The sequence below is a fragment of the Taibaiella soli genome, from assembly GCF_003236175.1.
Taxonomy (GTDB): domain Bacteria; phylum Bacteroidota; class Bacteroidia; order Chitinophagales; family Chitinophagaceae; genus QKTW01.
Genome location: NZ_QKTW01000014.1, coordinates 15177 through 36717, shown reverse-complemented (window position 1 = coordinate 36717; position 21541 = coordinate 15177). Strand labels below are relative to the sequence as shown.

Annotated in this window: 18 protein-coding genes and 1 tRNA gene; 4 read left to right on the top strand and 15 right to left on the bottom strand. The window is 42.8% G+C overall.

All coding sequences use genetic code 11. The features are described 5' to 3' along the window. Positions 1-101: 101 nt before the first annotated feature. Positions 102-1367, bottom strand: a complete 1266-nt coding sequence (locus DN068_RS08785; RefSeq protein ID WP_165836331.1) for a formylglycine-generating enzyme family protein — start codon at positions 1365-1367, stop codon at positions 102-104. Positions 1368-1501: 134 nt separating this feature from the next. Between DN068_RS08785 and DN068_RS08780 the strand changes: the two genes are divergently transcribed. Then, positions 1502-2677, top strand: coding sequence for a BamA/TamA family outer membrane protein (locus tag DN068_RS08780; RefSeq protein ID WP_110998535.1), 1176 nt, complete (start codon positions 1502-1504; stop codon positions 2675-2677). Positions 2678-2690: 13 nt separating this feature from the next. Here the strand turns inward: DN068_RS08780 and DN068_RS08775 are convergent, their stop codons facing one another. The 9 genes from DN068_RS08775 to DN068_RS08735 all read right to left on the bottom strand — a co-directional run bounded on the left by DN068_RS08775 (position 2691) and on the right by DN068_RS08735 (position 11836). Continuing rightward, positions 2691-3422: an outer membrane beta-barrel protein gene (locus DN068_RS08775; protein WP_110998534.1), complete on the bottom strand. Its 732-nt coding sequence runs from the start codon at positions 3420-3422 to the stop codon at positions 2691-2693. A gap of 64 nt (positions 3423-3486) precedes the next feature. Then, positions 3487-3966 (bottom strand): hypothetical protein, encoded by a 480-nt coding sequence (locus DN068_RS08770; RefSeq protein WP_110998533.1) that lies wholly within the window; start codon positions 3964-3966, stop codon positions 3487-3489. Positions 3967-4000: 34 nt separating this feature from the next. Further along, positions 4001-4648 (bottom strand): porin family protein, encoded by a 648-nt coding sequence (locus DN068_RS08765; protein WP_110998532.1) that lies wholly within the window; start codon positions 4646-4648, stop codon positions 4001-4003. A gap of 31 nt (positions 4649-4679) precedes the next feature. Next, positions 4680-5447 (bottom strand): DUF2490 domain-containing protein, encoded by a 768-nt coding sequence (locus DN068_RS08760; protein WP_165836330.1) that lies wholly within the window; start codon positions 5445-5447, stop codon positions 4680-4682. A gap of 72 nt (positions 5448-5519) precedes the next feature. Beyond that, positions 5520-6296 carry a DUF3575 domain-containing protein gene (locus tag DN068_RS08755; protein WP_123985287.1) on the bottom strand — a complete coding sequence of 259 codons (777 nt, stop codon included), beginning with the start codon at positions 6294-6296 and terminating at the stop codon, positions 5520-5522. Positions 6297-6315: 19 nt separating this feature from the next. Then, positions 6316-8730 (bottom strand): DUF3300 domain-containing protein, encoded by a 2415-nt coding sequence (locus tag DN068_RS22055; protein ID WP_165836329.1) that lies wholly within the window; start codon positions 8728-8730, stop codon positions 6316-6318. A 272-nt stretch (positions 8731-9002) separates the two neighbouring features. Further along, complete coding sequence (gene rfbH / locus DN068_RS08745) at positions 9003-10355, bottom strand: lipopolysaccharide biosynthesis protein RfbH (RefSeq protein WP_207798882.1); 1353 nt, start codon at positions 10353-10355, stop codon at positions 9003-9005. Between the two features lie 149 nt (positions 10356-10504). Continuing rightward, positions 10505-11572 carry a 3-oxoacyl-ACP synthase III family protein gene (locus DN068_RS08740; RefSeq protein WP_110998529.1) on the bottom strand — a complete coding sequence of 356 codons (1068 nt, stop codon included), beginning with the start codon at positions 11570-11572 and terminating at the stop codon, positions 10505-10507. Between the two features lie 190 nt (positions 11573-11762). After that, positions 11763-11836, bottom strand: a tRNA-Asp gene (locus DN068_RS08735). Positions 11837-12121: 285 nt separating this feature from the next. On the opposite strand from DN068_RS08735, the gene DN068_RS08730 reads away from it, so the two are divergent. Beyond that, the gene (locus DN068_RS08730) at positions 12122-12577 is read left to right on the top strand and encodes a hypothetical protein (protein ID WP_110998528.1); all 456 of its coding nucleotides are present in this window, start codon (positions 12122-12124) and stop codon (positions 12575-12577) included. Positions 12578-12648: 71 nt separating this feature from the next. On the opposite strand, the gene DN068_RS08725 is transcribed toward DN068_RS08730, so the two are convergent. Next, complete coding sequence (locus tag DN068_RS08725; RefSeq protein WP_110998527.1) at positions 12649-13095, bottom strand: hypothetical protein; 447 nt, start codon at positions 13093-13095, stop codon at positions 12649-12651. Between the two features lie 184 nt (positions 13096-13279). Between DN068_RS08725 and DN068_RS08720 the strand changes: the two genes are divergently transcribed. Together DN068_RS08720 and aat are read left to right on the top strand one after the other, a co-directional pair. Then, positions 13280-14770, top strand: coding sequence for a tetratricopeptide repeat protein (locus DN068_RS08720; RefSeq protein ID WP_110998526.1), 1491 nt, complete (start codon positions 13280-13282; stop codon positions 14768-14770). Positions 14771-14781: 11 nt separating this feature from the next. After that, positions 14782-15444: a leucyl/phenylalanyl-tRNA--protein transferase gene (gene aat / locus DN068_RS08715; RefSeq protein ID WP_110998525.1), complete on the top strand. Its 663-nt coding sequence runs from the start codon at positions 14782-14784 to the stop codon at positions 15442-15444. Positions 15445-15458: 14 nt separating this feature from the next. Here the strand turns inward: aat and DN068_RS08710 are convergent, their stop codons facing one another. The 4 genes from DN068_RS08710 to DN068_RS08690 form a co-directional block, all read right to left on the bottom strand. Continuing rightward, on the bottom strand, positions 15459-16508 hold the full coding sequence (locus DN068_RS08710) for a helix-turn-helix domain-containing protein (protein ID WP_110998524.1): 1050 nt from the start codon (positions 16506-16508) through the stop codon (positions 15459-15461). Between the two features lie 524 nt (positions 16509-17032). Then, on the bottom strand, positions 17033-19285 hold the full coding sequence (locus DN068_RS08700) for a Tex family protein (RefSeq protein ID WP_110998522.1): 2253 nt from the start codon (positions 19283-19285) through the stop codon (positions 17033-17035). Between the two features lie 179 nt (positions 19286-19464). Further along, on the bottom strand, positions 19465-20592 hold the full coding sequence (porQ, locus tag DN068_RS08695; RefSeq protein WP_165836328.1) for a type IX secretion system protein PorQ: 1128 nt from the start codon (positions 20590-20592) through the stop codon (positions 19465-19467). 33 nt (positions 20593-20625) lie between these two features. Then, positions 20626-21465, bottom strand: a complete 840-nt coding sequence (locus DN068_RS08690) for an enoyl-ACP reductase FabI (RefSeq protein WP_110998614.1) — start codon at positions 21463-21465, stop codon at positions 20626-20628. Positions 21466-21541 lie beyond the last annotated feature (76 nt).

The following is a 21541-nucleotide window of genomic DNA, read 5'->3' as shown; positions in this document are numbered from 1 at the left end:
AACTCACAAAAATCGTACCTATGCCCACTCCTTCGACTCCGCTCAGCATGACAAACGCGAGCACGCTACACGAGTAACTGTCAATTGTCCATTGTCAACTGTCAATTATGTTTTTGACTTTTGACTTTCCAATCCGACTGCGTCATCACGGCTCTGAAACCAGTATGGTTCTCGCCTGTGTATGGATCGGTTTTCATGCGGGCAGCAGGACGATAACTCGCACAATAATTTTCGTTGCAAAGAAAACTACCACCACGTATCACTCGTTTGATCGCATAAGGATCTTCAGGATCATAACTATCCTTCGGACCGAGGGGGTCACTAACTACTCCTCTTTGTTTGTCTTTCTCATAAGTATCCGGCCGATACCAGTCGCTACACCATTCCCATACATTGCCAATAATTTCGTACAAGCCATAACCATTTGGCACAAAGGATTTCACTGGTGCCGCCAGATCAAAACCATCTACTTTATCATTATGGTAAGGAAAACCACCCTGCCAAAGATTCGCTTTGACATTCTGGCTTGAAGGGCCATCATCGCCCCAGCTGTATCGTTTATTTTTCAAGCCCCCACGTGCTGCAAATTCCCATTCTGCTTCTGTTGGTAGTTTTTTCCCTGCCCATTTACAATAAGCAATCGCATCAAACCAGCTCACTTGTGTCACCGGATAATTATCGTAAGCAGTAGTTGTAAATACATCACTGTTTGGCCCGTTCGGATGACGCCAATTTGCACCCGGCACATATCGCCACCACTGTGAAAAATCGTTTAACTGCACCGGTCCTGAAGTAGGCGTAAACACCATAGAGCCCGGCACCAGGGCGCTTGCATCGGGCTCCGGCGTACCCGGTGGCAATTGCTGTTTTAACTGATTCCATTCAGGTTTCTGCTCTGCAGTCGTTGTATATCCGGTAGCTTTTACAAATTGCTTAAATGCACCGATTGTCACTTCTGTCTTGTCCATCCAAAAGCCATTCACCTTTACTTCGTGCACCGGATATTCATCCGGACGAGCTTCGCCACCATTTCCACCCATCATATAATCACCGCCAGGAATCCAGACCATATTTTCCGGCCAGGGCTTTGCGGGCCAGTTTGCAGTATCGAGCACTATATTAAAATCTTTACCTGAAGCATTCGCCTGCAAATTCATATCGCCGCCCGCACCTTGATGCGTTATCATTTTAGCGGCAGAAGACGGATTGATACATTTTGCCGGGTCACGGTCAGCAGCAGTTTTATTCGCAGCAGAACCGCTATTGCAAGCGTTCAACAAAAGTGCGATGCCGGCCAACAATAAAGTGAGTCTTCCATCCGGATAAAGCTTGCTGCTATTTTTCCAGTCTTTGATTATAGTTTTCATATCTGTCTTTTATTACGCGGTGACACTAATAAATTTAGTAAATTTCAAATGTATTTATTACAGTTTTCTGAACGAAGCGTACGCTAACCACCGATCAAACTTTTATCTTGACTATCAAAACTTCACGACTAGCCATGATGTTGATACTGTTATGCTTTGGAGACATACAGAGCAGAGAACTACACGCGCAGGGCATCGCAGAGAACGACAGTCTTTCAAGAAGCAAAAAAGACGTGATTGACGTCCTCCGGCAAGTCACAGGTCTAAAACCGGCAGATACCAACTATCGCAGCAATAAAAAAGTTCAGTTTTCGCTGGTGCCTGCGGCCAATAATGTACCGGGCGGCGGTGTAGCTTTACTTACCTCTACCAATCTCGCTTTTCGTCTTGGACCATCGAGTACTACTTCTTTATCGAGCATTTATTTTACCCCCTATTTCACATTTAGCAAGCAAGTAATTGTTCCGATACGTGGCACTGTATTTTTAAGAGACAACCAGTGGAGCATCACGGCAGATCTTCGCTACATGTACTATCCGCAGTACAGCTGGGGATTAGGAGGGAATTCACCGCAGGAAAATCCGGCATTGATCGATTACCACTATTTCCGAACTTATGTCAACGTAATGAAAAATCTGAAGCATAATCTATATTTCGGAGGTGGCTACAATATGGACTATCATTACAACATTAAGGTAAAAGAAAATTACATCTCCGATACCATCGACACGCGTACCGTCTCGTCTGGATTTACTATTAATCTCACTTATGATGGCAGAAGAAATTTTATTAACCCGCAAGGCGGCTTCTATGCGTCGATAATAGAACGTATCAACCGGAACTGGATGGGCAGCGATAAAAACTGGGAGTCAATCTGGCTGGACTTAAGAAAATATTTCTCCTTTAGTAAAACGCGACAGAACACACTGGCATTCTGGTCTTATTACTGGGCAATAATCGGAGATGCCAACGACGCTCCTTATTTAGATCTGCCGAGTATTGGATGGGATTCTTACGGACGTTCCGGCCGTGGATATAAACAGAACAGATACCGCAGCAATCAGTTGCTCTATTTTGAGGCAGAATACAGAAGGGACATTACGAACAACGGCTTACTGGGATTGGTACTCTTTTCAAACTTGCATTCGGTAAGCGAATATCATACAAGTGATTTTGCATATTGGCATCCGGCAGGTGGTTTCGGATTACGACTCAAATTCAATAAGTTTTCGAACACGAATATCTGTATTGACTACGGATTCAGCAATACATTTAATGGAATCTATCTCGGACTTGGGGAAGCATTTTAAACATCTGACGTATTTAATCATCTGATGTTTCATTTGTCATTTCCGTTTTCGCCGCAGCTTTTTTCTTCGCCTTACCTGCGCCTACAGGTATACCTACGGCAAACTGAAAAATAGAATTATGCATCGCAGCATCTGTAGCCTTGTTGATATTCACCATACCCTGATAATATTCAGCAGTAATACTCAGACCACCATTTTTGGAAAAATGATAATTGAGCGAAATAGTCCCTCCGGCATCAAACCGGGTACGTGTATCATCTTCTTTCAGCTTTAATTCGCTGCCTTTATCATCAGATGAATAATAGTCGAGAATAGACGTGCGCATCATCGCCTGTGGACCGAGACACACTTTCAGATGGTCTGTAAGTTTGTATCCTACCATCGCTGTAAAAGCGAAATAATTTATTTTCTGACTAACAGAAGTTGTATCCCAGGCATCGGATTGATATTTTTCTGGCAACCCGATTGTCATCTTATTGGCGCCACCGTTGTATTTAGGATAAAATCTGGGCTCAAGTGAAAACTTATCATTCAGCTTATAACTGAAATACATGCCAAAACAAAGCGATGGTCTGTAATTTGCACTTACGCCACCAGTATAAGAGCTCAATCCCGCGGCCAATGTAAGTCCGAATTCCGCCCGGCCACTATTAAGCTTATCGCCAAACACAAGTGCAATTAAAAACTGGCTGTAAGATTTCTGAACACATAAACACAACAGTAGTAACAGTAGCGCTTTCTTCATAACAGATTAAATACAGAATGGATAAAAAACGGAAGGCACGCACACGCCTTCCGTTTATACTTAACTATTGGCCAGTACTACCTGCCAGAGGCAATTCCGAAAGAATGTCGGAGCTGATGCGCGCATTGATCGTCTGCTCAATTTGCATAAATCGTGCCGCAACCATCGGGCTGACTTCTTTACTAATGCGTTTAAAATATTTCTTCTGCAGTTTCAGATAATCCATCTGATTATCGATCGTGCCGTTAATAACATCTGCAGCGGTGGCCGCATTATTACTATCGATATTGGCGACAAACTTCTTTAGCAGCATGATTTTTTTCTCACCAATGGTTTTTCGCTCCCCTTCGTATTCGTCGTAGATTTTCCAGAAAGGAGCTGATTGTGCTGCTGTGAGATTAAGGTTGTCGGAAACGATGGTGCGGTGTTGCGCCTGAAAAAGTTTACGGGTAACACCTTCATCACCTGCTGCATCCTGGGCTTTTGCGCCTATGGCAAATGCAGTGGCTAGAAGAAAACAAAAAATGAAGTTGCGTTTTTTCATAAAAGATTATTATTAAATTTTTGAGAAATCATTGTTAGAAATCAAAACTTAAACCGCCTGTAAAGCCAAACTGCAATACGGTAGAATAAGTGCTTACACCATAACCACTACCACCGGTACCTACATAAAAACCGCCACCGGCACCTTGCACCACGCTCAGCAATTGCGCTTGCAATTTGATACCTACAACGGGTGATGCTTTGATTTTCACACCGAGCTTACCGCCAATAGCGAATTTGGTTGCGGTATAATCTTCCTTATTCGTAACAACGCAGACCCCAAGATTGATACCACCATAAGGCATTACTGTAGGGCTCGCAGGAATGTAGTTTACACCACCGATCATAATATAGTTCAAGCCGGCTTTATCATTATCATGATTGAGCTGTGTGCCGAAATAACCGTCATAAAGCGGCGCATGTGTATCCATTCGCTGATACAACAATTCCAATGTGCGCAAACGGTCCATGAAAAATTCGGCTGACAAACCCCAGTGCGCCGCTTCTTTAATGTAACCGTAAGAATTGCTAAAGCTCACTTTATCCTGAAATGTATAACCCCCAAATATGGTGAGCGATCCTCTTGGATGGTGCTGATGAGAATGGTCTGATGTTTGCATCTGACCAAAACTGGTATTTGCAAAAAACATCAGTACGGCGGCAATGAGTAATCTGGCTTTCATAATATCAATTTTTAAGTGAAACGTTTTTTATTTAGTATCCCGAACCACCTTCCGGACCGGGCGTATTCATTACTTTTTTCTTCTGAAACGGGAAATAACATTTAATCCGCAACCGGAGAATATTATCAACCGAATTGTAACCATCCTCTACATTATTGCGCGATTGCTGCAACATATAAATTGCCTCGAAACGCCAATTGTACGACATCCTGTAACCAGCGCCCACACGTATTCTGAAACGATTGGCATAACGTTCCTCTACATCTTTATCTACTGTTGAAAAGAGCTCCACATCTCCCAGGCAATACAGCATTTTATCTGAGTAATAATTGGGCCTGTTTATCGGCACAATTACTTCTGCTCTGAACCGTGAACGTGAACTCTTTACCCATTCACTGCTAGACTGATCATGAAAGAAACGATATTCAAAACGGTATGTAAACCTCGTTTCTATTCGCTTTCCGGGTGTGAAATACACGCGTCCGCCAAGCATTGTTCTTATTTCAAAAGAATTACTCGTATCCGTTTGCACTGTATAAGACATCGGTAATGCACATATCAGGTCAAAGTACTTATTGATGCTTCGTTCGTAAGCCGGAGAAATATTCAGACTGTACCATTTGTTTTCTTGTGCAAGCAGCGTCTGATAACTCAATTCTGTTTCCAAAAGATTCTTCCCTAACTGATAATCCAATACCACATCCTGCCAAAATTGCCTGTCGATACGCTGTTGCCCGATTGCCTGTATATAGCCTGTTCCTATTATTATGACCGTCAGTATGCAAATCCGAATCTTCATTTTTTTCTTACCATACTCATTCGTTTGCCACATAAAAATTCTTGTCCGTTTTCATAGTCAGCATTCATTTACTCATCGTCTGCCAAACGTGTAACCGACGAATATCGCGTAACGAAATCCTGGTGCCCAGACATTCCCGTTACCCGAAACATCCACTTCTTTATTTTCAAGCAACTTATTCAGCATCGGAAAACGATTGATCAACGCTTCTGCCAGCTCCTGGTTGTAATACTGTGCGCTTTCCGGATCAATGTTCCCGTCCAGTTTAAACTTCGCCGTATAGTTTGCAATCGACGGACCAATCAGGATAAAATCGAGCGAAATTCTTTTCGCCAGTATAAACTGATAGCCCAGCTCAAAGCCAATATTAAAATTGGTAATAGAGGTCTTTACAGACAGATCCAGCGGATTACCCGCAGAGTCACGCACTGAAAGATTCCGTTTATTATCGAACCTATAGTACGTCACATATGGACCGATGTACAACCCATGGGGCGGCGCATATTTATTTTCTTTCGCGAGATAAAAACGATACTCACCACCAAACATATACCCAGACTGCGATACATTCTTTCTGATGTCGATATCCTTTATGTTGATATTTAACAACGGTGGCAACTCCATGTAACCACCAGTAATCGCCGCTGTTTGCCGGGCATTGATGCGTCGCTCATAGCTAAACACGTATGTTTTGTTATAGAGTAGCCACGAGCTTATGTTCAACTTTACGTTGTTCGTGTAGCTTTCTTCCTTGCTACCGCCCTCGCCAAGCCATTTATCACTTTGCGAAAACGCCGCATTGCACCACATTACCAAGAGTAACATCAATGCTGAAATACGTGTACTCATAATCAGTTTGTTTTGATGGTTATCTTCTGCCGCCACCCATACGACCACCGCCGCCACCGCCGCCCATACGGCCACCACCACCGCCCGAAGGCATTGATCTGCCGCCGCCGCCACCCTGATATCCGCCGTGGTTTTGGAAATTATTAGACCGCTCCATACCTCGCTGCTGATTCGTATTTTGCCGGTTAAGTTGCTGTGTATTTTGTTGGTTTGTTGGTTGCCAGCTGCCATTGTTGCGTTGCTGCCAGTTACCGGAATTATCACGTTGATACACGTTGCCATTCCTGTCCGTTGTTACATTATTTGCCGGTTGTGTTGACGGCCGCGCTGCACCGCCAGTTCCATTTGCAGGTAATTGAGATGCGGTTCCCCCGCCGCCAGCACCAGGTCGAGTACCATTTGCGGGTAATTGTGATGCAGTTCCGCCACCACCAGCACCAGGTCTAGTGCCATTTGCGGGTAATTGTGATGCGGTTCCGCCACCACCACCAGGTCGAGTACCGTTCGCAGGCAATTGAGATGCGGTTCCGCCGCCACCAGCGCCAGGTCGAGTATGCTCTCCTCGGCGCACGTCATTTGTATTTACACCGTTCTGTCTATTATAAATATTTCCGGTTCCGTTATTATTGTACACTCTGTCACGGTTACCTCCATTAATATTGATATCGCCATTGATATTTACCGGACGGTTTACTATTACGTTTGGACGGGCACCATACGGCATCGGGCGAGGCCCATAAAAACCGCCGGCGTAGCCCCAGTGACGATAGGGCGGATAAAACATCGGCGGACCAAACCAGGCACCATAGCCACCAAAACCAACACTCACACGACACCAACCAAAATTGAAACTCATCCCCCAGCTCATGTTCCAGCCAGTCCATGGGTTATAACTAAATCCAAAACCAAATGTTACAGGCCGTGGATAATACACAGCACCATACCATGGCGGATAATACCAACCCGTACCATATACAACTGTTGGTCCATACACATAACAGCCCATATAGCCGGGGGTATAGCCCATATACACACAATCAGGCTCACTGTCATAAACATAAACGTACTTGGTATTGTAGGCACTGCAACTTGCAGGTATCTTATCAACATCTGCAGGACGATCATCTGAAACTTTCCACGGGCCATCCGGTTTATCACTCACAAACCATACGGCATTCTGCACCGCATAATATTTTTTGCCCGATTTGATGACCGTAATACTGCTGTTTTCGGCCAATTCGAGATCTGTATTTTCAATCTTAGAAAATTTCGGTTTACCATCATAAGTAACCGTACAGGTTGCTTTCTTACGATCTACTTTCGCAGTCTGCGGAATCTGCGCTTCCATTTTGGCATCTTTCGCTTCATCTGTTCCTGCCACACTTGCCAGCACACCATCTTTTTCTGTGCCCTTCGGGATTCTCGCAAAATCGGCAGGTAATTTATCCGACGGCACATATGTCCACGGACCGTTTAACCCCGCTGCACTATACCATCTTCCGGAAATAAGAATATAAGTTTTTTGATCCCCGGTATTTTTGAAAATATCATCCAGCGTATTATTTGCAAACAACAGGCTGGTACCTTCAATAACTGAATAAGTAGCCTCCCCTTCAGTTTGTACCAATTCAGCAGGAACGGTACTCACAATAATCGCTGTCGGGTTTTGGGGTTTGTCTTCCGCTTTGGTATCTGTTTTATTTTTTTGTTCATTTTCCTTTACCACTTTATCCAAATCTTTTATGGTGGAAGGAAGATTTTTCACGTATTCATAACTACCGGTTGGCGAAGATGCTTTATACCAGAAACCACTGTTGTACAAATAAAATTTTCCATCCTTCGGATCTTTCACAATCAGAAATGGCGTGTTCACTACACGGTCCATCTTCATGTCTTTATCCTGCTGAACTTTCGGTTCGCCATCGATAATCACTAACGATGTTGCTTTGGTTGCGTAATAAATTTTCGGCGGATCCGTTTTAAGATCCGGATCATTCAATTCTTTTTCTTCGTTAATAGAAGTGAGCAACTCGTCAAGCGGATATTGCAGATCCCATTTGGGTACTTCTGCCGCAATAAGATCGCTGAGCTTTTTTAGATTGTCAGCACTCACACTATCGGCAAACTTAGCATTCGTAACCTTTGCGCCAGTGAGCGTAGCCATGCGTTTAGCCTTATCAATCTGCACATACGCATCAAACCACATCGCACCGAAAACAGGTTCCGAATTCGCATCCTTCCTGATAGATATTGCGGTGCGACCTTTAAGCACATCTCCTTTCAGATCTTCACCGGTTGGTTGATAGATAGTAAGCTTACCACCGTTTTTTAACGGAATATCTTTAGGCCATTGTGCAAAAATTTCAGAAGAGATCAGAATGCACAGTAATAAGAGTAAAGTCGATTTCAGGTTAGCCATATGGTGCGTTTTCATTCAAAAAAAATTACCACATTCGTTCGCCGCTTAAACCAAACCAGGAAACACATTCCAGTCTTTTACTTACATAAATTATTCTTAGCTAATAAATAACACTCAACCAAATATACAAATTAAATCAATTTAAAAAATAGTAAATACCTGAGGCTTAACGGTTAAATATAGAAATGATAAAAAACGAATACAGCAGCCGTTTTCAGCACCAGACGGGCATAAAAAAACCGCTTTGCGTTAAACACAAAGCGGTTGTATGAATTGTTCTTCTAAAATTATTTACGGATAAAATCGTTGATCTTTTCAGCGATATAATCGTAGTGATCGATATTCAACCCAGGCCAAACACCCAGCCAGAACGAACGATTCATGATTATATCCGTGTTATGCAGATCGCCGGCAATGCGCTTTTCAATATTAGCATAAGCCGGTTGTTTAATCAGGTTTCCGGCAAATAAAAGACGCGTGCCAATCTTGTTGTCTTCCAGATAACGCACCAATTGATTACGATCTATCTTACTGTTTTCACGAACGGTGAGCATAAACCCAAACCAGCTAGGATTACTTTCCGGCGTAGCTTCTGGCAAAATGAAATGTTCTTCAAACTGTTTCATCTTATCATAGAGCAATGCAAAATTCTCGCGTCGCTTTTCTACGAATGCATCTGCTTTTTTCAATTGGCTTACACCAACAGCAGCCTGCATATCGGTTACCTTCAGATTGAATCCAATATGCGAATACGTGTATTTATGGTCATAACCGCAAGGCAGCTCTCCCAGACATTGATCAAAACGTTTACCACAGGTATTGTCTTTACCAGGCTCGCACCAGCAATCACGGCCCCAGTCGCGGAAGCTCTCTGCAATCTTTTTCAAGGATGCATTATTGATAAGCACCGCACCACCTTCACCCATAGTAATATGGTGCGCCGGATAAAACGAAACTGTTGCCAGATCTCCGAAAGAACCAGTTTTTTTATCACGGTATGTTGCGCCGAGCGAGTCACAATCATCCTCAATCACCCAAAGATTATATTTCTTCGCAATCTCCATCACCACTCCCAGGTTGAAAGGATTGCCCAGCGTGTGCGCCAGCATAATCGCTTTCGTCTTTGGAGAAATGGCCGCCTCGATACGGTCGGCTTTGATATTGTAAGTTGGAATATCAACGTCTACGAAAACCGGGATACAGCCAAACTGCACCATTGGATTTACTGTGGTCGGAAAACCCGCAGCTACTGTGATCACTTCATCGCCTGGCTTCAGTGCACGATCGCCAAGTTTAGGCGAAGTAAGCGCGTAAAACGCTACCAGATTAGCTGAAGAACCAGAGTTGACCAGCAAAGAAAAACGGCTGCCGAAATAACGGGCAAACTCTTTCTCGAACTGCGCGCCATAACGACCGGTAGTGAGCCAGCCATCCAGCATCGCATCAACGCCATAAAGAATATCATTTTCATCAAGCACCTTTCCCGTTACCGGAATATAATCCTTACCAGGAATGATAGTCTTCTTTACATTTTGAGCAGCGACTTGTTGCAACAAGGGTTCTAAAGCACCGCTGATATTTTTGAAATTCATTAAAAGTTTCTCGGTTACTACATTTCCGGCAGTATCTACGCTGTCCATGCCTGTGATTTAAGACTTGCAAATATAAAGGTCTTAGGAAAAGAAGTGGTGCGAATTGAAGCGTTAAAAATTGTTTTATTGACACATCCAATACATTGTCATTAAAATAAATACATAAAACAAACAACTCACCTGGGCTAAGGTTTTAGCTAGTAACGATAGCAAACCGCATTTATATTCATGCCAGCCCCTACCGATGCAAGAAGAATCACATCTCCTTCTTCTAACTTATGCTCCGGCATCTGCCCTTGTTTTACCAGATCAATTAACGTTGGAATGGTAGCTACAGAGCTATTTCCCAACCAATGAATGCTCATCGGCATAATATCAACCGGCGCCGGCAGATCATATAACTGATAGAAGCGCTGTACAATTGCTTCATCCATTTTTTCATTAGCCTGATGAATGAATATCTTTTTCAAATTCTGAATGGGCACGCCGCTTTTATCAAGACAGTCCTTCATTGCAGCGGGTACGTTCAGTAAAGCATATTCGTAAACTTTGCGCCCTTTCATTTTGATATACTGCACTTGCGGATCACTATCAGGAAAATCCGAACTACCCATGCTGATATAACCATTTTCTTCCAGCGCATGCGTCTGCACACTCGCAGACAATATGCCACGGTCGGTTGAAACAGTGTCTTTATATTCTAATACTACAGCGCCTGCCCCATCGCTAAAGATCATACTATCGCGATCATAACGGTCAGAAACACGGGAAAGTGTCTCAGTCCCAATTACAAGTGCTTTATTAGCAATGCCTGCTTTAAAAAAAGCGTCCGCCTGAATAATACCCTGCAGCCATCCGGGACAGCCGAACAATACGTCGTAAGCAACACATGCGGGATTACGGATTCCTAACTGATGCTTGATGGAACTAGCCAGTGACGGAACTGCCTTCGATTGTATAGCACCTGCGGCAACATTGCCAAAGTTATGCGCCACAATCAACTGATCGATTTCTTCGGGATTAATACCACTATCCGATATCGCGTTTCGGGCCGCTATTGCACCGATATCTCCGGCAGTGAGGTCCTGCGATACATAACGCCGCTGCTCAATACCAGTAATTTGCTTGAATTTGCTAACAATATCATGTGAAGATGATGGCAACAAAAGGCCATTGCTATAAAAAGGCTGCGTAAAAAAATCCGGATTACTTTGTATTTCTGTGGGGATATAAGCACCACTGCCAGTTATGATAGAACGAAACATTCTTTTAATTTTATATTAATGGATAGCCTTTTGCTAGACAAACGAAATGCCTTACAGACATAACCGTGAATATAGCGAAATGATTGCTTCCGTAGCTTAAAATAAGTTTCAACAGAACCCATATAGCAACAACATTCTTTTTAGGCGTGAGCATAAAACAAAAAAGCCCCACATTTCTGTGAAGCTTTTGCGGACCGGACGGGACTCGAACCCGCGACCTCCGCCGTGACAGGGCGGCATTCTAACCAACTGAACTACCGATCCTTGTTTCAGATTGGACTGCAAAGATAACCACAAGTTTCGCAGATATGCAATTTTTGAGCGCCAGTTTTTTATATATTTTTTACCATATTTTATTACGGTCAGCTTTCCGGCGTTTCTTCTGTTTCAATCCTTATAAATTTGACTGTGCTCTTTATATTTGCACCCTGATAACAAGCTATATTTTAATTTAAAGTAATTAAATATTTAAACTTCGAAATCCTTGGCATTCTCTTTGCTGTGTATTTCAGGAGAATCATATTTTTGCAAACAATAAATAAAATCAAGATGAAAAAATCCCTTCTGTTTTTGTCAAGTGGTCTGCTTTTGTTAGCGGCATGTAATAATAACCAACCAAGCAATGCACCTAACGAAGGCCAGGTTGACTCTATGGTAAATGCACGCGTAGATAAAATGCAGAATGACATGCAGGCTAAAAACGATTCCATTATTCAGGCTCAGGCAAAAGCTACAGCTGATTCTCTGGCAATCGTTACTAAAGCAGACTCTATGGCTAAAGCTATGAATGCTGCTAACAAAGCAACAGCGTCTACACCGCACAAAACTACTACACACAAAACTACCACTACAAAAGAAACTACTGTTACTCAACCAGTTGCGCCAGCACCGGCTCCAACTGTTGGCAACGGCAAACCACAAATGGGCCAACAAAATAACAACAACGCTAACGGAACTAACTCTAACACAGTTGGTAACGGTAAGCCAAAAATGCAAGGTCACTAGTATCCCGATCTTACCGAAATAAAAAATGGACCTCAATGAGGTCCATTTTTTATTTTACTACTTCAATTTTCTTATTTATTACCAGTGTAAGTACAAGAGTTTGTTGTACCGCCATCGTTCACTTGATAAGCAACTACCAGTTGGTTACCATTAAGCGTACCGTTTCCTTTAAAGCTGATACCGCTTTGTGTGTTATCAAAAGTAAAGGTGTTTGTACCAGTCATTGTACAAGTTGCAACCAAAACAGGATTACCATTGTTATAAATGTTGCTCATCGTCAATTTGATAGCATCAGAATTAGCAGCAATTGTAATGCTATAATTATCCGTACCTGTTGTACATTGTTCTGTACCTACGTAAGTACCTACAAATTTATCACGGCTGAGTGTTTTGCAGTCGCTGCCTTCATATCCTACAGCACAACCACTGTCGTCTTTGCTACAAGAAGTGAAAGTCACGGCTGAAAAAGCAGCCACCGTCAAAAAAGACGTCAATGCAATGTTGCGAATCAATTTCATAATAGTTATTTTATTGGTGATTAAAGAAGAACAAAATGCATGCCAAAAATAAGAAAATATAAATTCTCTCCTATTCCGGAAAAACTATTCATTATAATTTAAATACAGAATGGTTTCTTAATGAATATATAAAATAGAATTTGCTGGTAAAAAAAATAGTTCCTGCTTGTACATTTGTCTGGAGATGTTCGTACGTTTTTTAATATTTGTATCGCTGTTTTGCCTCTCTACAAGGGCGAATTCGCAAAATTATACATACGATTATGATGCCAGCTGCAGGGCTGCTTACAGTTCTTATCTTTCCATGGACCTCGCCGATGGAAATGCAGCAACCATTAAAGCGATAAAACAGAATCCCTACAATCTGATGGCAACTTATATATCAGATTACGAAGATTTTGTGTTACTATTATTTAACGGAAGCGAAATTGACATGCAACAACGCAAAGGTCATTTCAACGAACGGCTTGATTTGCTCAACAAGGGGAATGAAGATGTTCCCTGGTATCGTCTCTGCAAGGCCGGGGTTTATTTGCATTGGGCATTCATCCACGGCCGATTCGGCGAAAATTTCAAAGCAGCTACTCTTTTTCGTAAATCTTTCCAGCTTTTGAGGGAAAATAGAGAGAAATTCCCCGATTTCACCTACAATAACGTGTTTTTGGGCCTGGAAGAAGCTGCCGTCGGTACGATACCTGAAGATTATAAATGGCTTGCTTCTGTTTTTGGCATGAAAGGCAATGTAAAAAACGGCAACAATAAGTTGACCACTTTCCTGAAAGAACACACAAACACTACCGATATATTAAGGGAAGAAGCAGTTATTTTTCAATGTTATATAAGATTTTACCTTCTATCGCAACCTGACCAGGTGTGGAATTTTGTCAACAGTAATGATTTCCAGATACAGAATAATCTATTACGTTGCTTTGTAAGAACCAATCTCTCGTTAAATAACCGAAGAGCAGAAACAGCTTTGCAGACAATGCATTATGCACAAACCTTGTCAAATTATAACGAGTTTCCCACAATGGATTATGAAATGGGTAATGCCCTGATGCTTAAGGTAGACTATTCGTCGATCAACTATTTTCAACGATACGTAACCAGAAATAAAGGTAATCTTTATACAAAAGACGCCTGGCAGAAAATGGCTTATATGTTTTACCTGGAACAAAACCAGTCTAAAGCAAATTACTGCCTCTCGCAGTTGAAAGCACAGGGCAATACAATTGTTGATGCCGATAAACAGGCCGAGCGACTTGCCGAAACACAAAAATGGCCCAATCCTACTTTGCTTCAGGTTCGTTTATTAACCGACGGCGGCTATTTCACTCAGGCGCAGGCGAAACTCTCCGGGCTCAACGAAACTAATTTCAATAATCCGGCAGATAAACTAGAATACAACTACCGCACCGGAAAGCTTTTTGATGAATTGAACCAGGATGCCAAAGCAATTCAATATTACCAGATTGCTTTGAATACAGGCAAGGATATGAAAGAACAGTATGCTGCTCGTTCTGCTTTGCAAATCGGGATGATCTACGAAAAACAGGGCAAAAACGACTCGGCGTTACAATATTATCGTATATGTCTGCAGATGCGGAATCACGATTTTCAATCTTCACTTGATCAACAGTCCAAAGCTGGGATCAATCGCCTTTCCGGAAAGTAAAATACAGACGAATGATAAATGTGCTCAATGATGAACTATGGTTTCCTCCCGCTTCGGAGGCGATGGATGACGGATTGCTGGCGATTGGCGGTGATTTAAGTACCGAAAGAATCTTACTGGCTTACCACAATGGTATCTTTCCCTGGTTTAATGAGGATGAACCGCCAATCTGGTGGTGTCCGGACCCAAGGTTCGTTTTATTTCCCGAAAAATTAAAAATCAGCAAAAGCATGCGGCAACTGCTGAAGCGCAGCCACTTTGAATTTAAAACCGACACTGCATTTGAAGAGGTAATCAGAAATTGTCGGCATATTACCCGTAAAGACCAGGACGGCACCTGGATCGGTGATGAAGTAGTTACGGCATACACAGAGCTGCACCGCATGGGTATTGTTCATTCTGCCGAGGCCTGGCATAATGGAGTGTTGGTAGGCGGACTATACGGGCTGAAAATAGGAAAGGTCTTCTTCGGCGAAAGTATGTTCAGCAAAATGAGCAATGCTAGTAAATATGCATTCATTTCTTACGTTGAACTTTTAAAAGCGGAAGGCATAGCGCTAATTGACTGTCAGGTGCACACAGAACATCTGGAAAGCCTCGGTGCAGAAATGATTCCAAGAGTGGATTTCCTGGATATGCTCGGCACCTTGCTTCCGCCACAGAAAACCGGCTAATCTTTCTCCGGATCCTATTTGCCCTGCTTCGGCTTATGGCGCCCCTGGTATTGCACGGGTGTCAGATTGAATATCCTTTTGAATTCCTTCGCGAAGCCTCCCATCGTTTTGTACCCGATCTGCAATGCCACACCCAGCGGCTTTACACCACTGGCCAGCATTTCCGCCGCAACATGCAAACGTAATTCGTCGAAATAGGATTTAAACTGCATCCCATATATTTCCCAAAATAACCGGCAAAAAGTTGTCTTACTCGTGTGACAACTCTTCGCCGCCTGGGCGGTAGTAATAATCGGAAGCTCCGGATCCTTGGTCTTTTTCCAGTTTATCCAATCCTGATCAACTCTTTCTTTTAACTGCATTACGCGTATTGCTGTTTCAAAAGCAGTGCGTTCAAATTCCGGTTTATCCGCCATTAACGCCATATTAAACTGGGCAATCAATCGCAATACATCACCTTTTAGGTAAACAGGCATAATGGATTCTGCCAATGAAGTCGTAAGCATTTCTTCCGCAACTGGCAGGCATTTTATATTCAGATTTGTGGTAAATTGAAATGCGCCCCCCTTTCCGAAAGCCTCGAGCTTACTACCGGGGAAAGGTGCAGGGTCAGGCCGGAAATTTCGTGCAAACCAAGTCTGATTAGCGATGATTAAAACCAGCCGAAGTGGAGCCCCAATGGGCGGAGTCAACTCCACGCCTTTGCCCGTAGATGAATAAAACACTGCATCTTTCCAATCAGAACCTATGTCTACTACCCGGCCACTAGCTTTGTTTACGATAACCGGCGCAGCAGTCAGATTAAAATGTAAGAGATGATAATCATTACTCTTCACAGCTGTACGAACAAATTTTATCGGATAATAAAAGGTACAATTGATCAACAAAACCGAAAGCCCTTCAGCTAACTCATGGTATTTAAACTTCCCAGTCGCGAAGTCAGCGGGAAAAATAATATCACCGTTTTTATAGTAGATACTCTTTCCGGTAACTTTTGCCATTGTTTCAGCTGCATCCCTTATACAATCGGCATTCGTGGATAAGTAATAATCTATTTCTTGCATGTGTTTTATACCATATATAGTAGGCGTAGCAATATTTAGATCAATTTTTGGGCCAAAAAAAGTCTGTTGGGGAGCAACAGACTTAAGAGCAAGAGAGGAGGAAAGGGGAACCCCATGTTGAGCTGGGGTGTGAAGTATGTAATACTATGCTATATTTATATAATTTAACTTTCTAAAAATTTGACAATGAAATAACTATGCAAAAAATAGACTTAGTGTTTTGTCTAACACAAAGATCGGCCAATAAAAAATTCCGGGTGTACCAAAGTATTTTCTGAGTGACATATTTTTAAACATAAAGTCTAATTACAACCTCCAACTTAAATAGAATATAAAAAGATGATAATTAACCACTTACACGAATGTACAGACCAGCTTTTTTCAAGTTAATTACCTGAATACGAAATTGTATTTGAAAAAACTGTTCCAAGTGTACAGATTTAATATCCGGATAAACTTTTCTGAAAAGCATAAAAACAAAAACGCCCGGAGTGATTACCGGGCGTTTTAAAAATTCGGAGGTTTTATTTACCAAACTTCTTTTTCAACAGGCTAAGTGCGTCATTCATATTCATTCCCAACATGTCCTTTTCTTCTTTGTGCTCATTTTTATTACCCCCGCTGCCCATTCCTTTAGGCCTGTCTCTGCGCGCGGGCACCTCGAGCGTTTGTTTTATGGAAAGTGAAATGCGTTTACGCGCCACATCTACCTCCAGCACTTTTACTGTTACCTTATCATTCAGTTTGAGCGCTTCATTAGGATCGGTGATATAGTTGTGTGAAATTTCAGAAACGTGTACCAGTCCATCCTGTTTAACACCAATATCAACAAACGCGCCAAAACGGGTCAGATTGGTAACAATGCCAGGCACAATCATCCCGACATGAACATCTTCAATCTTGTAAATGCCGGCAAACTCAAATGCCTGTGCTTCACTACGCGGATCAAGTCCAGGCTTTTTCAATTCTTTGAGGATGTCCTGAATAGTATGTGCGCCGATGGTTTCTGTAACATATTTATTGGCGGGAATACTATTCACCAATTGATCGTTGCCAATCATTTTCGCCACGTCCACACCAAGATCCTTAGCCATAGCCAATACCACGTTATAAGCTTCCGGATGCACGGCACTTGCATCCAGCGGATTGTCGCCGTTTTTCACGCGCAAGAAGCCTGCACACTGTTCAAATGCTTTACTGCCCAAACGCGGAACTTGCATGAGTTGCTTACGAGTGGTAAAGCTTCCGATCTCGCTGCGGTATTTTACAATGTTATCTGCCAGGGATGGTCCGATACCACTAACATAGCCGAGCAAATGTTTACTTGCCGTATTTAAGTTTACACCTACAGCGTTCACGCAACTGATCACTGTTTGATCCAAACGCTCCTTAAGACGCACCTGATTTACATCATGCTGATATTGCCCCACACCAATACTTTTCGGATCGATTTTCACTAACTCCGCCAACGGATCCATCAAGCGACGGCCAATACTTACCGCACCACGAACGGTCACGTCCTGATCGGGGAATTCTTCACGTGCTGTTTCAGATGCAGAATATACAGAAGCTCCGTCTTCGTTCACTAAAAATACCGGTAGCCCGAGATCAAGCTTTTTCACGAACTGCTCGGTTTCGCGACCCGCGGTACCATCGCCTACGGCAAATGCTTCAATCTTATATTCTTTAACTAACGCGCGGATTTTTTGTTCCGCTTCCGTCAGTCTGAAATTGTTTTCATGAACGTAAATCAGATCTGTTTTTTTGAGTTCGCCTTTTTCATCGAGGCAAACTACTTTACAGCCTGTTCTATAACCCGGATCAAGCGCCAGCGTGCGTTTTCCGCCGAGTGGAGAAGAAAGAAGCAACTGACGCAGATTTTCTGCAAATACATTGATAGCTTCTTCGTCGGCCTTTGTTTTTAATGCCATGCGAAATTCGCTTTCCAGGCTCGGTTGCAACAAGCGACGATAAGCATCTTTAACGGCTTTTTTCACATGGTCGGCGGCTTCATTGTTTGCTTTCACAAACATTTTTTCCGTCATCAATAATGCTTCTTCTTCCTCAGGAGCAATGACCATACGCAATACGCCTTCCATAAAACCGCGCATTACGGCGAGAATACGATGTGAAGGAATTTTACCGACAGGCTCAGAAAATTCGTAGTAATCTTTGTATTTGACACCTTCTGCTTCTTTATCGGCCAGCACTTTACTTTGCATGGTTGCTGTACTTTCAAACAGCTTACGCATTTTAGCACGCACTTGTGCATCTTCATTAACCATTTCGGCTATGATATCACGCGCACCTTGTAAGGCTTCTTCCGGTGATTTTACATTTTCCGTTATGAACGTTCCGGCCTCTGTAAGCGGTGCAATATTGCCTTGTTCCAAAAGCAATAATGCCAAAGGTTCCAATCCATTTTCACGGGCCGTCTGTGCTTTAGTTTTGCGTTTTGGTTTGTAAGGCAGATAGATATCTTCCAGTTCGTTTATTGTTATTGCAGCATCCAGCTTTTTCTGCAATGCTTCAGTCATTTTCCCCTGTTCGGTAATTGTTTTCTCGATGAAAATTTTCCGCTCAGAAAACTCCTTGAGAAATTTTCCTTCGTCCTGAATATTTTGAATCTGAACTTCATCGAGTGCACCAGTACGGTCTTTACGGTAGCGGGCGATAAATGGAATGGTAGCACCTTCAGCTAAAAGTTCGAGAACGGTGGCTACTTGTTTCTCAGCGATATTAAGTCTGGCGGCAACGCCCGCAGCATATTCCTGCATACAACAATTTTAATAGTAAGGAATGCGAATGTAATTAAAAATGTGAATGGTCAATGGTGAATGGTCAATAAGTGAAACGTCAGACTGAAAGACCAAAACCCAAACGAAAACAGCCTCCGCATTACTGCAGAGGCTGTATATTATTTTATGAGAAATTGACCATTCACCATTGACCATGGTTATTCCCAATTATCATCGTATTCTTTGTTCCAGTTGATCTTGTCTCCGGTCTTGCCGATACCCATGATTTTGTTGAGGCACATATTCAGGCCGAATTCATTGTATGCGCCAGCTACGCTATAATAAGACCGGGCGTAGTGCACCTGGAATTTGTTGAGATAAACACCTGCACCAAATGAAAATCCAGACACGGCTTTACGATCCGGAATAGCAAGTTCCTGACGACGCTGGTCATTGTAAGCAACCGAAATTGCGATACGTTTGCCAAGCAACAATTCACCACCAAAGATAAAGTGACGGAACAGTTTGCTACTGAAACTAGCCTCTTTGCTGGTAGCAGTATCGCCACCGAAAAGATTCGTAGAAGTTACATCAGCCGGATTGTTGTAAGCGATATCCCATTCGTATAAATGGTGGATAGTTGCCATCAATCGTAGCGGAAGGTGTTTGAAACGTTTTGAAACACCGATCTGCAGATCAAAAGGAAGCGGTTCCGCAGTGTTGTCCGGATTGAATTTCTTCAGTGTTACACCCATGTTTTTGGCCACCACGCCGATCGTCCAGAGCGAACCTGTATCGTGATAAGTAACACCCACATCCGTCAGTAATGCGGTTGCCTTTTTATCGTATAAAGATGAATTCGCCAGTTTCAAGGAAGCGCCGTATCGCCAATGTTCACCGTAGCTACGTGATGCAGCCAATGTGATTGCGTAGTCGTTTGCTTTAAAATCACCGTAGATGTTCCCAACGTCGTCCGTTTGCGTAAAACTTCCGTAGTTGATATACTGAACACCCAATGCAAAAGATGTCTTAATACTTTCTACATGATAGCCATAAGCAAGATTCATAATGCTGATCCCTGCATAATAGCTGTTATAGTTAAGGCCAATCTGATTGTGCAAGCCTTCACGCATCAGCGATGGGTTTTGCAATGCAAAAGAAATGTCCTGATCGGGATCGGAAACGTTAATGCCCCCAAGTGCGGAAACGTGAGGTGAATTGGGCATTCGCAAATATTCAAACGCAGCCTGGCCACCCGCCACCTGCGCTTTCGCAGCAAAGCAGGAAATGCCGAGCAATAGGGCAGATGTCCATTTTTTTAATTGCATACGTCTAGAACGTTGCATACGCTGAAATATTGCCATGCTTCAATTTATGTATTAACTGTTTGCGCTTTCCGCAGCTAATTTGTTGATTTCTTCGATAACGAGGTGGCTTACACCGGTAAAAGAGAAACCGCCGTCATGGAACAGATTCTGCATTGTCACCATGCGTGTATAGTCGCTGAACAGGCTGATACAATAGCTTGCACAATCTTCTGAAGTTGCATTGCCCAACGGAGACATTTTGTCTGCGTAGTGGAAGAATGAATCAAAACCAGAAACGCCAGAACCGGCAGTAGTGATAGTTGGCGATTGAGAAACGGTGTTTACACGTACTTTTTTCGCGAAGCCATATTGATAACCGAAGCTACGAGTAATGCTTTCCAACAGCGCTTTAGCATCTGCCATATCGTTGTAACCCGGAAATGCACGCTGAGCAGCGATATAGCTAAGTGCTATTACAGAAGCCCATTCATTGAGTGCATCCAGTTTCATTGCAGTCTGCAACACACGGTGCAGTGACATTGCAGAGATATCTAAAGTTTTGTGGAAATTATCGTAGTTGGTATTGGTATAGTCAATGTTTTTACGAACGTTTGGCGACATACCGATAGAATGCAGTACGAAATCCACTTTACCGCCCAATGCTTCCATAGACTGCGTGAAGAGTTTTTCGAGATCTTCCATAGAAGTTGCATCAGCAGGAATAACCGGTGCGTCGTTACAGAGTTTAGACAGCTCATTGATTTTACCCATGCGCAGTGCAATCGGAGCATTCGTCAATACGATCTGAGCGCCGGCCTCAACTGCAGCAATTGCTGTTTTCCAAGCAATGGAGCGTTCGTCCAGAGCGCCAAAAATGATACCTTTCTTACCTTGTAATATTTGATGAGCCATAAACGGTTCTGAATATTTGGGGATAAAAGTAGAAAAATAAAGTGGTGAATGGTCACTGGCGAATGGTGATTTCATG

Coding starts and splice junctions, on each gene's coding strand:
- DN068_RS08710 (WP_110998524.1), bottom strand. CDS start 16,508: ATGCAAGAAATAGATTATTACTTATCCACGAATGCCGATTGTATAAGG.
- DN068_RS08700 (WP_110998522.1), bottom strand. CDS start 19,285: ATGCAGGAATATGCTGCGGGCGTTGCCGCCAGACTTAATATCGCTGAG.
- DN068_RS08725 (WP_110998527.1), bottom strand. CDS start 13,095: ATGAAATTGATTCGCAACATTGCATTGACGTCTTTTTTGACGGTGGCT.
- DN068_RS08755 (WP_123985287.1), bottom strand. CDS start 6,296: ATGAGTACACGTATTTCAGCATTGATGTTACTCTTGGTAATGTGGTGC.
- DN068_RS08740 (WP_110998529.1), bottom strand. CDS start 11,572: ATGTTTCGTTCTATCATAACTGGCAGTGGTGCTTATATCCCCACAGAA.
- DN068_RS08780 (WP_110998535.1), top strand. CDS start 1,502: ATGATGTTGATACTGTTATGCTTTGGAGACATACAGAGCAGAGAACTA.
- DN068_RS08775 (WP_110998534.1), bottom strand. CDS start 3,422: ATGAAGAAAGCGCTACTGTTACTACTGTTGTGTTTATGTGTTCAGAAA.
- DN068_RS08720 (WP_110998526.1), top strand. CDS start 13,280: ATGTTCGTACGTTTTTTAATATTTGTATCGCTGTTTTGCCTCTCTACA.
- DN068_RS08770 (WP_110998533.1), bottom strand. CDS start 3,966: ATGAAAAAACGCAACTTCATTTTTTGTTTTCTTCTAGCCACTGCATTT.
- rfbH (WP_207798882.1), bottom strand. CDS start 10,355: ATGGACAGCGTAGATACTGCCGGAAATGTAGTAACCGAGAAACTTTTA.
- DN068_RS08765 (WP_110998532.1), bottom strand. CDS start 4,648: ATGAAAGCCAGATTACTCATTGCCGCCGTACTGATGTTTTTTGCAAAT.
- DN068_RS08785 (WP_165836331.1), bottom strand. CDS start 1,367: ATGAAAACTATAATCAAAGACTGGAAAAATAGCAGCAAGCTTTATCCG.
- DN068_RS22055 (WP_165836329.1), bottom strand. CDS start 8,730: ATGAAAACGCACCATATGGCTAACCTGAAATCGACTTTACTCTTATTA.
- DN068_RS08690 (WP_110998614.1), bottom strand. CDS start 21,465: ATGGCTCATCAAATATTACAAGGTAAGAAAGGTATCATTTTTGGCGCT.
- porQ (WP_165836328.1), bottom strand. CDS start 20,592: ATGCAACGTTCTAGACGTATGCAATTAAAAAAATGGACATCTGCCCTA.
- DN068_RS08730 (WP_110998528.1), top strand. CDS start 12,122: ATGAAAAAATCCCTTCTGTTTTTGTCAAGTGGTCTGCTTTTGTTAGCG.
- aat (WP_110998525.1), top strand. CDS start 14,782: ATGATAAATGTGCTCAATGATGAACTATGGTTTCCTCCCGCTTCGGAG.
- DN068_RS08760 (WP_165836330.1), bottom strand. CDS start 5,447: ATGAAGATTCGGATTTGCATACTGACGGTCATAATAATAGGAACAGGC.